This is a genomic window from Streptosporangium sp. NPDC049078 (assembly GCF_040648855.1).
Lineage (GTDB): Bacteria > Actinomycetota > Actinomycetes > Streptosporangiales > Streptosporangiaceae > Streptosporangium.
On the sequence record NZ_JBEZEL010000002.1, the window covers coordinates 453,870 to 465,682 of the forward strand.

The 11,813-nt window shown below is 70.8% G+C and carries 8 protein-coding genes; 6 read left to right on the forward strand and 2 right to left on the reverse strand.

Annotated elements, in window-relative coordinates:
- Positions 1 to 164 precede the first annotated feature (164 nt).
- The 5 genes from glnII (at position 165) to AB0B90_RS05020 (ending at position 6,445) form a co-directional block, all read left to right on the forward strand.
- Positions 165 to 1,178: a glutamine synthetase gene (glnII, locus tag AB0B90_RS05000; RefSeq protein ID WP_350944775.1), complete on the forward strand. Its 1,014-nt coding sequence runs from the start codon at positions 165 to 167 to the stop codon at positions 1,176 to 1,178.
- 194 nt (positions 1,179 to 1,372) lie between these two features.
- Positions 1,373 to 1,963: a TetR/AcrR family transcriptional regulator gene (locus AB0B90_RS05005; RefSeq protein WP_350944776.1), complete on the forward strand. Its 591-nt coding sequence runs from the start codon at positions 1,373 to 1,375 to the stop codon at positions 1,961 to 1,963.
- A gap of 329 nt (positions 1,964 to 2,292) precedes the next feature.
- Complete coding sequence (locus tag AB0B90_RS05010; RefSeq protein ID WP_350944777.1) at positions 2,293 to 3,219, forward strand: helix-turn-helix domain-containing protein; 927 nt, start codon at positions 2,293 to 2,295, stop codon at positions 3,217 to 3,219.
- An 86-nt stretch (positions 3,220 to 3,305) separates the two neighbouring features.
- Positions 3,306 to 4,979 (forward strand): FAD-dependent oxidoreductase, encoded by a 1,674-nt coding sequence (locus AB0B90_RS05015; RefSeq protein ID WP_362898689.1) that lies wholly within the window; start codon positions 3,306 to 3,308, stop codon positions 4,977 to 4,979.
- A 44-nt stretch (positions 4,980 to 5,023) separates the two neighbouring features.
- Entirely contained in the window at positions 5,024 to 6,445 is a 1,422-nt protein-coding gene (locus AB0B90_RS05020; protein WP_362920841.1) for an ATP-binding protein, read from the forward strand.
- A gap of 152 nt (positions 6,446 to 6,597) precedes the next feature.
- Here the strand turns inward: AB0B90_RS05020 and AB0B90_RS05025 are convergent, their stop codons facing one another.
- Positions 6,598 to 7,857: an alpha/beta fold hydrolase gene (locus AB0B90_RS05025; protein ID WP_350944782.1), complete on the reverse strand. Its 1,260-nt coding sequence runs from the start codon at positions 7,855 to 7,857 to the stop codon at positions 6,598 to 6,600.
- Between the two features lie 76 nt (positions 7,858 to 7,933).
- Positions 7,934 to 9,166, reverse strand: coding sequence for an ROK family transcriptional regulator (locus AB0B90_RS05030; RefSeq protein WP_350944783.1), 1,233 nt, complete (start codon positions 9,164 to 9,166; stop codon positions 7,934 to 7,936).
- 346 nt (positions 9,167 to 9,512) lie between these two features.
- On the opposite strand from AB0B90_RS05030, the gene AB0B90_RS05035 reads away from it, so the two are divergent.
- A complete protein-coding gene (locus AB0B90_RS05035; protein WP_362920843.1) occupies positions 9,513 to 11,672 on the forward strand; it encodes a protein kinase in 2,160 nt (719 codons plus the stop codon).
- Positions 11,673 to 11,813: the final 141 nt, after the last annotated feature.

Below are 11,813 nucleotides of genomic sequence, written 5' to 3' on the forward strand. Positions count from 1 at the left end.
GGCAGCTCACAGCCCTGGAAACCATCTGTGCGGATTTCAATACAGCCTCTGCCTGCCCATATAGGTCTGAGTAACACTCTGTTCACACATGGGCAACAGATGCGAAATCGCGCCTTGCGAATCTTTGAGAGCAGAAGATCCCTCCATCCTCAAGGACTCCGCCGATGACCTTCAAGGCTGAATACATCTGGATCGACGGCACCGAGCCGACCGCCAAGCTTCGTTCCAAGACCAAGGTGATGGCGGACGGTGCGGAGCTCCCGATCTGGGGCTTCGACGGGTCCAGCACCAACCAGGCCGACGGCTCCTCCTCCGACCGTGTGCTCAAGCCGGTCTTCACCTGCCCGGACCCGATCCGCGGCGGCGCCAACGTGCTGGTGCTGTGCGAGGTGCTCAACATCGACATGAGCCCGCACTCCAGCAACACCCGCGCCGCCCTCGTCGAGGTCGCCGAGAAGTACGCCGGCCAGGAGTCGTGGTTCGGCATCGAGCAGGAATACACCTTCTTCAAGGAGGGCCGCCCGCTCGGCTTCCCGATCGGCGGCTTCCCCGCCCCGCAGGGCGGCTACTACTGCGGCGTCGGCGCCGACGAGGTCTTCGGCCGCGAGATCGTCGAGAAGCACCTCGACTACTGCATCGAGGCGGGCCTGGCCATCTCCGGCATCAACGCCGAGGTCATGCCGGGGCAGTGGGAGTTCCAGATCGGCCCGGCCGGTCCCGTCGAGGCCTCCGACCACATGTGGATCGCCCGCTGGCTGCTCTACCGCACCGCGGAGGACTTCAACGTCGGCGCCACCCTGGACGCCAAGCCGGTGAAGGGCGACTGGAACGGCGCCGGCGCGCACACCAACTTCTCCACCAAGGCGATGCGCGAGGAGTACGACCCGATCGTCACCGCCTGCGAGGCCCTCGCCGCGAACGCCCTGGAGCACGTCAAGCACTACGGCGCCGGCATCGAGGAGCGCCTCACCGGCCTCCACGAGACCGCCCCCTGGAACGAGTTCAGCTACGGCGTCTCCGACCGCGGCGCCTCGGTCCGCATCCCGTGGCAGGTCGAGGTGGAGAAGAAGGGCTACATCGAGGACCGGCGTCCGAACGCCAACGTCGACCCCTACCTCGTCACCCGCCTCATCGTGAACACCTGCTGCTCCGCCCTGGAGAAGGCCGGCCAGGTCTGATCCGACCGCAGACTCGAAGGCCGCGGAAGCCCTGCCGGGGGTCTCCGCGGCCTTCGGCGTTCCGCTCGTCCGCTCACCCACCCCCTTCGGCCGTGTCCGGGGCCTCTCGGGGAGAATCGGCCCGCGAGCGCGGCCGATGCGGCGCGCCGAGCAAGACGATACGTTTCGACTCGTGAAATGATACGTTCGGGCACGTGAAGACCCCGAACCCGGCCCGTCGCAGCGAGCAGTCGCGCCGGGCCATTCTGAGCGCCGCCTTCGACCTGGTCGCCGAGTCCGGATACGCCAAGCTGACGATAGAGGCGATCGCCGCCCGCGCGGGAGTGGGCAAGCAGACGATCTACCGCTGGTGGCCTTCCAAGGGCGCCGTGTTCATCGACGCCTTCCTCTCCAGGACCTCCGACGAGGAGGGGAGCGTCGCACTTCCCGACACCGGCGACCTCGGGGCCGACCTTCGCCTCACCCTGCGGGCCATCGTCGACGAGTACCACGATCCCGAGCTCGACACGATGACCAGGGCACTCACCGTCGAGTCCCTGAACGACCCCGCGATCAGCGCCGAGATCACCGCGCGACTCCTGGGGCCGCACCTGGAGGCGACCAGGGAACGGCTGCGCAGCGCCCAGCGGGCGGGCCAGGTCGCCGAGGACGCGGATCTGAGCGTGGCCGTGGAGCTGCTGTACGGACCGATCTACCACCGCTGGATGCTGCGCACCGCCCCTCTCACCCACGAGTACGCCGACACGCTCGTGGAGTTCGCCCTGCGGGCCCTGAAGCCCGCGTAGCGGAGCGGAGGCGCGGCGGCCGCGACCGAAATTACCGCGCACGCCACCCGAGCGGGACGGGCCCCGGCCCCGCGGCGCTCCCACCCGCGGAGGCCACCGGGACCGGCGGGTCCGGCCCCGGACAGGACCGGGCGGTGCCCCTCGCAGGCAGCTGAGCACGCATGATGACGTCGGCGGCCGGACGAGAGCGAAACGCCTCCCGGTGGAGCGCTCCCACGCTTCGTCGCCCCCGTTCCACGGGTCCGGATGACCTCACGTCACAAAAATCCTACAAAACAGGTGCTTTAGGACAGCGCTAAACGGGTAGTCGGCGCCGTACCATAACTGCGATGCGGGACGTAGTGGAGCAATTACAGCGCTTGGGCATGTCGGGTTACGAGGCCAAGGCGTACGTCACCCTGGTCGGCGCCGGACAGCCCCTCAACGGCTACGAGGTCGCCAAACGTTCGGGGGTGCCGCGCAGCACGGTCTACGAGACGCTTGGCAAGCTGGTGGCCAAGGGCGCGGCCTACGAGCTGCGCGGCTCCGACGACGCCACCGACTATCTGCCGCTACCGCCGCGATCCCTGCTGGAGCGCATGCGCAGGGAGTTCGCCGACTCGATCGGGGCGCTGGAGGTCGCGCTGCCCGCGATCGTGGCGCCTCCCAAGGCATATCTGATCCACAGCCTCAAGGACCCCGTGGCGCTGCTCGACCGGGCGGAGGACGTGGTGGCCGGGGCACGGAGCAACCTGTTCGTGTCGATCTGGCCCGAGGAGATGAAACCGCTCTCCCCGCTGATCAGGTGCGCCGTCGAGCGCGGGGTCGAGACCTCGGTGATGCACTTCGGCGTGGCGCGGGAGCCGGTCGGGAACCTGTACGAGCGCCGTTTCCCCTTCCCCGCGCCCCTGCACGAGGGCGAGGGGAGCGTGAAGGAGGACCAGGACCACCGGCTGCTCGTCGTCGCGGGGGACCGGCGGGAGGCCCTCGTCGGCGGTTTCGCCGGCGGCACCGCGTGGGGCGTCTACACCGAGGACCCGGCCGTCGTCGCGATGGCGGTCGAGTACGTCAGGCAGGACATCGCCCTGCAGATCGTCGCCGACCGGGTCGGGCACGAGGCCATGCGCGAGATCTGGACGACCGACTCCGAACTCAGACGCTTCCTCAGCGACCGCGACCGCCCGGCCGTCCTGCTGCGCGCCGCCGGGATGCCCGGTCACCGTCTCCACGGTTCCCTCGCGCCCCCCGCGACTCCCACCCCTCATGACCACGCCTGATCAATGCTGGCTTTAACACGGATGTGACATCCTTCGGAGAGATTGTCCTTAATATCGGCTATCTCCATCTCGGGGGAAGGCAGGACATGGAAAAACCGGTCATCATGACGGTCGACGACGATCCTGGCGTGTCCCGTTCCATCGCCCGCGACCTGCGGCGCCGCTACGGCCACGCCTATCGCGTCATCCGGGCCGACACCGCGGTCGAGGGCATGGCCAGTGTCCGCGAGCTGCGGCTCAGGGGCGACGACGTGGCGGCGATCCTCGCCGACTACCGGATGCCCCAGATGAACGGCGTGGAGTTCCTGGAGCAGGCGATGGACCTGTATCCCTACGCGCGCCGCGTACTGCTGACCGCCTACGCCGACACCGATGCCGCGATCCAGGCGATCAACGTGGTCGATCTCGACCACTACCTGCTCAAGCCGTGGGACCCGCCGGAGGAGAAGTTCTACCCGGTGCTGGACGCCCAGCTCGACGCCTGGCAGCGGACGGATCGGCGCGAGTCCGACGAGCTGCGGGTGGTGGGCGCGCGCTGGTCGGCCCCGTCGTACGAGGTCAGAGAGTTCCTGTCACGTAACCAGGTGCCCTACCGCTGGATGCTCGCCGACTCCTCCGAGGGCGCCGAGCTGCTCGCGGCGGCCGCGGAGGCCGGGGAGAAGGGGGCCGCCGGCCCGGCCAGGCTGCCGCTGGTCATCACCGGCGACGGCACGAAGCTCACCGCGCCGAGCACCTCGGAGCTGGCCGAGGCCGTGGGGTTGTCCACCGCCCCGGCCACCGACTTCTACGACCTGATCGTGATCGGGGGCGGTCCCGGCGGCCTGGGGGCCGCAGTCTACGGCGCCTCGGAGGGGCTGCGCACGGTGATGGTCGAGCAGCACGCCTCGGGCGGGCAGGCGGGCCAGAGCTCCAGGATCGAGAACTACCTGGGCTTCCCCGACGGCGTCTCCGGCGCGCAACTCGCCGATCGCGCCAGGCGCCAGGCGCTGAAATTCGGCGCCGAGCTGCTCACCGCCCGCACGGTCACCAGCCTTGAGGTCAAGGGCCAGGCCCGGGTGGTCGGTTTCGCCGACGGCGGCTCGATCGCCGCGCACACCGTCATCCTCGCCACCGGCGTCTCCTACCGGCGGCTGAACGCCCCCGGCCTCGACGACTTCATCGGCTCCGGCTGCTACTACGGCGCGGCCCTCACCGAGGCGCCCGAGTGCGCGAACCGCGAGGTCTACATCGTCGGCGCCGCCAACTCGGCGGGCCAGGGCGCGGTCTACCTGTCGGGGTACGCCAGCAAGGTCCACCTGATCGTGAGGGGCGACGGGCTGGAGAGGACCATGTCGCACTACCTGATCGAGCAGATCTCCCAGATCCCGAACATCGAGGTGCACACCGAGACCGAGGTGGTCGGCGCCGAGGGCGAGGGCCACATGGAGCGGATCACGCTGAAGGGTCCCGAGGGCGAGCGCACCGTCGAGGCCGAGTGGTTGTTCGTCTTCATCGGCGCCCAGCCGTTCACCGACTGGCTCGGCGACACCGTCGAACGCGACGCGAAGGGCTTCGTCCTCACCGGTCCCGACCTGACCGCCGACGAGAACAGGCCGCGCAACTGGCCGCTCCGGCGCGGGCCGTACCACCTGGAGACGAACGTGCCGGGGGTGTTCGCCGCCGGCGACGTCCGTGCCGACTCGATCAAGCGGGTCGCCTCCGCGGTCGGTGAGGGCGCGATGGCCGTGGCCCTCGTCCACCGCTACCTGGAGAAGACGTGAGTGCCCCCGACGAGGTCTCCTGCGGCGCTCACGAAGGAGGTCACATGATCGACATCGAGGTGCTCCGCGGGCTGTTCCTCTTCGAGAGGCTCGACGACGACAAGCTCCGGTGGCTCGCGAGGTACGGGGACGAGGAGGAGTACGAGGCGGGCGACCCGATCGTCAAGCAGGGGGATCCCGCCGACTGCTTCGCCGTGCTCGTCGAGGGCGAGGTGGTGATGGTCACCGAGACCACCGCCGGGCCCGTCACGATGACCCCCACCTCGCAGCCCGGCGCCTACGGCGGCGCGGTCCTCGCCTACCTCGGAGACCGCGCCCCGGCCACCTACGCCCACACGCTGCGCGCCACCAAGCCGACCCGCATGTTCATGCTCCCCGCCAGGAAGTACGGCATGATCATGGCCGAGTGGTTCCCGATGGCGGTGCACCTTCTGGACGGGGCCCGTCTGGGCGGGATGGCACAGCGGGAGCTCATCGACCGGCGGCAGCGGCTGACCGCGCTCGGCACGATCACCGCCGGACTCACCCACGAACTCAACAACCCGGCCGCGGCGGCGGTGCGGGCCGTCGACGACCTGCGGGTCCGGATGAAGACCTCGCGCAGGCGGCTGGCCGTGCTGGCCGAGGACGGCATCGAGCCCCACCGGCTGAGCGCCCTGGTCGACCTGCAGGAGGCGTGCGCCGCCGGCCTCGCGGAGATGCCGCCCCGCTCCCCGATGGAGATCTCCGACGCCGAGGACGAGTTGTCCGACGCCATGGAGGACGCGGGGGTGGAGGACCCCTGGGAGATCGCCTCGCCCCTGGTGGCGGCCGGCTTCAAGCCGGAGAAACTGGACAAGATCCGCGAGGCGCTGGGCGAACGGTACCTGTCCGGGGCGATGCACTGGCTGGCGGAGGCCATCGAGATCACCCAGATGCTGAACGAGGTGACCGACGCGACCGAGCGGATCTCCTCGCTGATCGCCTCCGCCAAGCAGTACTCCCAGATGGACCGGGCGCCGTACCAGACGGTGGACGTGCGGGAACTCCTGGACAGCACCCTCACCATGTTCCGCGGCAAGATCCCGCCGGGGATCAGCATCGTCACCGACTACGACCCGGACCTGCCGCCCATCCCGGCCTACGCCGGGGAGCTCAACCAGGTGTGGACCAACCTGATCCACAACGCGCTGGACGCGATGGCCGGCACCGGCGTCCTGACCGTCCGCACCCGCCTCGAGCACGACACGATCGCGCTGATCGAGATCTGTGACAGCGGCCCCGGCGTCCCCGAGGCCCTGCGCGAGCGGATCTTCGAGCCGTTCTTCACCACGAAGGCGGTCGGCGAGGGCACGGGGCTCGGCCTGGACATCTCCTTCCGCATCGTCGCCGGCCGGCACGGCGGCGACCTGCGCGTGGAGTCCAAGCCCGGCGACACCCGCTTCGAGGTGCGTCTGCCCCTCACCGAGACGGCCGCTCCCGCCTGACACCGGAACGTGGAGCCCTCCCCCGCCCGGCGGCGGGAGGACTCCACGGCCTCCATGGCGTCCGGCCGGTTACCGCGGTCCGGGAGGCGTGGGCGTTCGGTTCGGGAGGCGCGGGTGCTCAGGAGCCGTGGCCGCTCAGCGGTCATGAGCGCTCAGGAGCCGTGGGCACCACCCGCGATCTCCATCAGGCGGGCGAGGACCTTGCCGCCGGAGACCCTGACACCGTCGTGCTCCCACTCGTTGGTCACCCAGGTCCGCACGCTGCCCACCGCCTTCGCGGTGCGCATGGACAGGCCCTGATCGACGTACATGTCGTCGTAGTAGACGGCGGCGGTCACCGGAACCCGGTTGGCGGCCAGCCGGGCGGGATCGTAGAGGGCCGGCCAGTCCGAGACGGTGGCGAGAATCTCGGCGGCGCCCTTGAAGGGGCGGAGCGCGGCGATCTCGTCGAACATCCAGGGATAGATCATCTCTCCGGTGGGCAGGATCGGTCCGGCGTCCTCGCGGAACTCCTCGGGCAGCAGCCGGTGCGCGGCCCAGCCGGTGGCGGCACCCTGGGCGTAGATCGACTCGTGCAGGACCGCGTAGAGCGGGTTGCCGACGAAGCCGGTGGCCATCATGACCTCGTACAGGAACAGGTCGGAGAGCCTGCCGCCGCTCCAGGCCTCCTCCAGCACCCAGTGCAGGTATTCGGCCCCGTCGCTCATGCCCAGGCACATGCCGAGGGTCTGCAGGCGGCGCACGGTCAGCACGTCGCCGTCGGGCAGGAGCACCTCGCGAAGGCGCAGGTGGGCCGCGATCGCGTCCAGGCGCTCGGAGTCGTGCGGGTAGCGGGCGAAGTAGCGGTTCACCTTGTCGCGGACCCGCGGGTAGGTGCGGGAGTAGACGTCGTCGGCGGTGGCGTCGAGCCCGACCAGGCCACCGGTCACGTAGCAGGCCGCCAGGCCCTCGGGAGCCCGGGAGAGGTAGGTCAGCGTGATGAAACCGCCGTAGCTCTGACCGAGGGTCTCCCACGGCCGGTCACCGGAGAGCTCGCGCCGGATCAGCTCGGCGTCGGCCACGATCGAGTCGGCCCGGAAGTGCGCGAGGCGGGCGGCGAGCTCGGCGTCCGTGCCGCGTACGGTCTGCGCGGTGATGGGGGTGCTGCGGCCGGTCCCCCGCTGGTCGAGCAGCAGGACCCGGTGGGTCTTCAGCGCGTGTCCCAGCCATCCGTCGGCGGAGGCCGGGCGAGGCGACTTGCCTCCGGGGCCGCCCTGCAGGAACAGCAGCCACGGCAGATCCTCCCCCCGTCGTTCCGGGGCCACCGCCTCACGGGCGAAGACCTCGATCGTCTCGCCACCGGGGTCGGCGTGGTCGAGGGGAACGGTGAACACGTGGTCGGTGAGCGCCACACCGGGCAGAAGGACAGTCACCCACGGAAAGCTATCGGACCCGTACGCCCGTTCTCACTTTCGCGTGCCGCCCGGGGCACGGCCTCACTGCGCCGGTTCAGCCGGACACGTGTCCCGCCGGGGCTGGGGCGGGGGGCGCGACGCGGCCCGCCGGGCGCACCGCGTGGCTGCGCAGCAGGAAGTCCTCGACGACCAGGGTGGCCGCGCCCAGGGCGACCGCCTCGGCGCCGAGCCTTCCCAGCTCGATCGACGTCTGTGAGAAGGGCAGCGGCAGGGCGTACCGGGAGGCCGCGGCGCGGATCTCGGGGAGGAACCTCTGCCCGAGGAGGGACCCGGCCCAGCCACCGAGGATGACGCGCTCGGGGTTGAGGAGGTTGATGAGGTTGGCCAGCCCGGCCCCCAGGGAGCCGATGGCCTCCTCCAGCGCGGGCCGCGCGAGCGGGTCGGCGAGGAACTCGGCGAAGACGCTCTCCTCGTCGTCACCTCCCAGGTCCCTGCCCGCGCCGGCGAGTATCGCCTCGGCCCCGACGTAGGCCTCCAGGCAACCCTGGCCACCGCATCGGCAGGGACGCCCGTCAAGAACAATCTTGGTGTGTCCCCACTCACCGGCACCGTTCGCCGTTCCCCGGTAGGTGACGCCGCCGTTGACGACGCTCGCCCCGGCCCCCGTGCCGATGAAGGCCATGACCAGGTGCTGGGCACCCTTGCCCGCGCCGAACCAGAGCTCGGCCTGGCCCGTCGTCTTGACCCCGTTGTCGGCGAAGACCGGCAGCGAGGTGCCCCCGCGGATGAGCGCGCCCAGGGGAACACCGTCCCAGCCGAACGCGCGGGCGTGGATGAGCAGGTCAGGCCCCTGCTCGGCGACGCCGGGTACACCGAGGCCCATGCCCAGCACCTCGGACTCGGTGGCTCCGGCGTCGGACAGGACCGCCTCAAGACCGTCGAGGACGTGACGGGCCACCACCGCCGGCTCGTGGTGGCCCGGGTCGAGGGCGAACTCCTTTTTCGCCCGCTCCCGCAACGCCAGGTCGTACAGCTCCACGCGGACGCGTGTCTCTCCGACGCCCACCCCGACCACGTATCCGTACGAGGGATCCACCCTGAGCATGATCCGTGGCCGCCCGCCGTCCGAGTCGACGGAACCCGTCTCCACCACGATGCCGTCCGTGATGAGGTCGCCGATGACGTTGCTGACCGTGGCCGCGCTGAGCCCGGTCAGCCGGGCGAGATCGTGCCTGCTCAACTCGTCTGCGAAGTACAGCGTCCACAGCACCACGGACCGGTTGCCCTTGCGCACGTCACGAAGGGTCCCCCGCTGTGGACGGCTCATACTTCTCCCCCGGGGAATTAATTTCAGATGTTAGTACAACTATTCTAGTCACTGCCGGTCCAGGCTTTCCCGCCGCGCCCACCTGTCCTGGAACGGTCCGCTCGCCTCGGGTACCGCGCGGGTTTCCCAGGCCGCGACCAGGCGTCCGCCGTTCCCGGCGATTCCCCGACCGAGAACCTCCGCGACTCCCTTTTCAGAACTCGCATGACTCATTAATCTCATAAGCCACTAAATCGGCTACCGGCCATTATTCCAACGTCACTCTCCGCCAAAGTTGACCAATCGTGACAACCAACCGCAGGGGTGAGACCGTCGAACAAGTCGACGGCGCTCGGAAGGGGACGGGATGGTTCCGGGATACCGCGAGGTTCGGGAACTCGGCATCGGCGGAGGCGGGCGCGTGGTGCTGGCCACGTACGCCCCCACCGGCGCCTACGTGGCCATCAAATACCTCAACGCGACCCTCAAGGACGATCGTCGCTTCCTGGCGCGCTTTCGCGCGGAGGCGCGCGTCATGGTGGAGTTGCAGGACCCGAACGTGGTCCAGCTCTACGAGTACTACGAGGACGTCCTCGAAGCCGCGATCGTGATGGAGCTGGTCGACGGGGTCGCGCTCAGGCGGATCCTGTCCGAGCACGGCAGTACGAGCCCGGAGGCGGCGCTGGCCGTGCTCAAGGGCTCGCTGCTCGGTCTGGCCTTCGCGCACACCGCCGGCATCGTGCACCGCGACTACAAGCCGGAGAACGTGCTGATCCAGGCCGACGGCGGCAGCAAGCTCGCCGACTTCGGCATCGCGGCCCACGTCGGGGAGTCGGGGGTGACCGCGGGCACTCCCGCCTACATGGCCCCCGAGCAGTGGGAGGGGGCGCCGGCGAGCGCGGCGAGCGACGTCTACGCGGCCACGTGCGTCTTCTTCGAGTGCCTCACGGGCCACCGGCCGTACGCGGCCGATCACCGTGTCGTGATGATGCACCGGCACCGGCACGCGCCGATCCCGGCGGAGGAGGTGCCGGCGTCGGTACGCGGGCTGGTCACGCGAGGTCTGGCCAAGAACCCGGCGGACCGGCCGCGGAGCGCGCGGGCGTTCCTGGAGGAGCTGGAGACGGCCGCGCGGGCGGCGTACGGACCGGACTGGGAGCAGCGCGGGCGGCGGCACCTCGCCGAGCTCGCCACGCTGCTGGCGCTGGCGTTCCCGCTGGCCAAGCCCACCCCGAAGGCCGGCTCCTCGGTCGCCCGGACGGTGCTCGGCCGGGTGGGACGGGCGCGCCGCCCCCGGCTGGGCCCCCGGACCCTCGCCGGGCTGGGAGTGATCACCGTCGCGATGACCGCCGGTGTGATCGCGGCCAACCGGCCGCAGGACCGGCTCTCCGCGGACACGATCTTCACCCCGCCGCCCAGCTCCGCGATCATCCAGGAGACCCCCGCGCAGCGGCGGCAGAGCCGGGTGTCGGCACCGCCGGACCCCTCCCCTGAACCCGACACCCCCTCGCGAAGCGCCGCCGTCAAAAAGCCCGTCTCCCCCTCGGGTGGCGCGAACCCCGGCCAGGCCACCTCGCGCCCCTCCCTGGTCCCGGCCCCCACCCGGACGGTGGTCGCCCCACCCTCCCCACCCCCCACACCGACCGCTTCGCAGCCACCGCCCCCGCCGCCCACCTCCACGCCCACACCCGCCCCCGAGCCCACGCCAACGGCGACACCGGGGCCCGCGCACGCGGTGAGCGGCCTGAAGGTCGTGGGAATCGACGCGCACGGGACCACGGTCGGCTTCCGCGCCTCCACGACCGGGAACGTCGCGGTGACCGTCACCTTCGCCGAGGGGCCCGACCGTGACCGGCTCGTCCGGGCGTCCTCGCGCACCTCCGTGATCGGCGGGCTGAAGACCTACTCCCACACCGTCCCGCACGCCTTCACCGTCCCCGCCTGCGGGCAGACCCTCTACCGTCGCGTCACCGTCTCCACCGTGCCCCGTTCCACGGGCGGGACGGCCGGCCGCACGGAGCGGGTCCACGGCGAGCCGTGCGCGCCACCCGCCGTCTCGATCACCTCCTTCGACGGCACCACGGTCAGGTTCCGGGTGCGGACCCCCACCACCTCGGCGGTGACCGTGCGGCTCGGGTTCGCCCAGAGGGCCGGGGGCACGCGTGGGACCCCGACCGGCGGCGTGCGGGAGCTGGAGCTGTCCGGCGCCACCGAGTACGAGCGGGAGGTGACCGGGGAGTTCCCCGACCTGCCCGAGTGCGGGGGGTACGTCACCCGGCTGGTGACGATCACCACCTCTCCCGAGGGGGACACCCCCTCCCGGACGGCCAGGATCGACCTGCCCTCCTGCACCCCCGATCCGGGCACCGGCCAGGACCAGGACACGGGCGCGAGCCCGGGTTCACGGGAGCCGCGGAACTCCGAGAACCCGGGTCCACGGGAACCGCGGGACTCCGAGGGACCCACAGGGAACGAGCCCGGCCTGATCGACCTGGACGTAGACCTCGACCTGGGCGGCATCCTGTGAGCCGACCACGCCCGCGCCGCGTGGTGGTCGGCCGCCGAAGTGATCGGCCGCCGCCCCCTCAGGACCGCCCCGGCCCGTGACGCGTCCTCCCACCGGCTCCCTGCCGGGGAGGGCGGGCCAGTGCCTCGGCGAGCCTCGGGG

Coding starts and splice junctions, on each gene's coding strand:
- glnII (WP_350944775.1), top strand. CDS start 165: ATGACCTTCAAGGCTGAATACATCTGGATCGACGGCACCGAGCCGACC.
- AB0B90_RS05010 (WP_350944777.1), top strand. CDS start 2,293: ATGCGGGACGTAGTGGAGCAATTACAGCGCTTGGGCATGTCGGGTTAC.
- AB0B90_RS05015 (WP_362898689.1), top strand. CDS start 3,306: ATGGAAAAACCGGTCATCATGACGGTCGACGACGATCCTGGCGTGTCC.
- AB0B90_RS05020 (WP_362920841.1), top strand. CDS start 5,024: ATGATCGACATCGAGGTGCTCCGCGGGCTGTTCCTCTTCGAGAGGCTC.
- AB0B90_RS05030 (WP_350944783.1), bottom strand. CDS start 9,166: ATGAGCCGTCCACAGCGGGGGACCCTTCGTGACGTGCGCAAGGGCAAC.
- AB0B90_RS05035 (WP_362920843.1), top strand. CDS start 9,513: ATGGTTCCGGGATACCGCGAGGTTCGGGAACTCGGCATCGGCGGAGGC.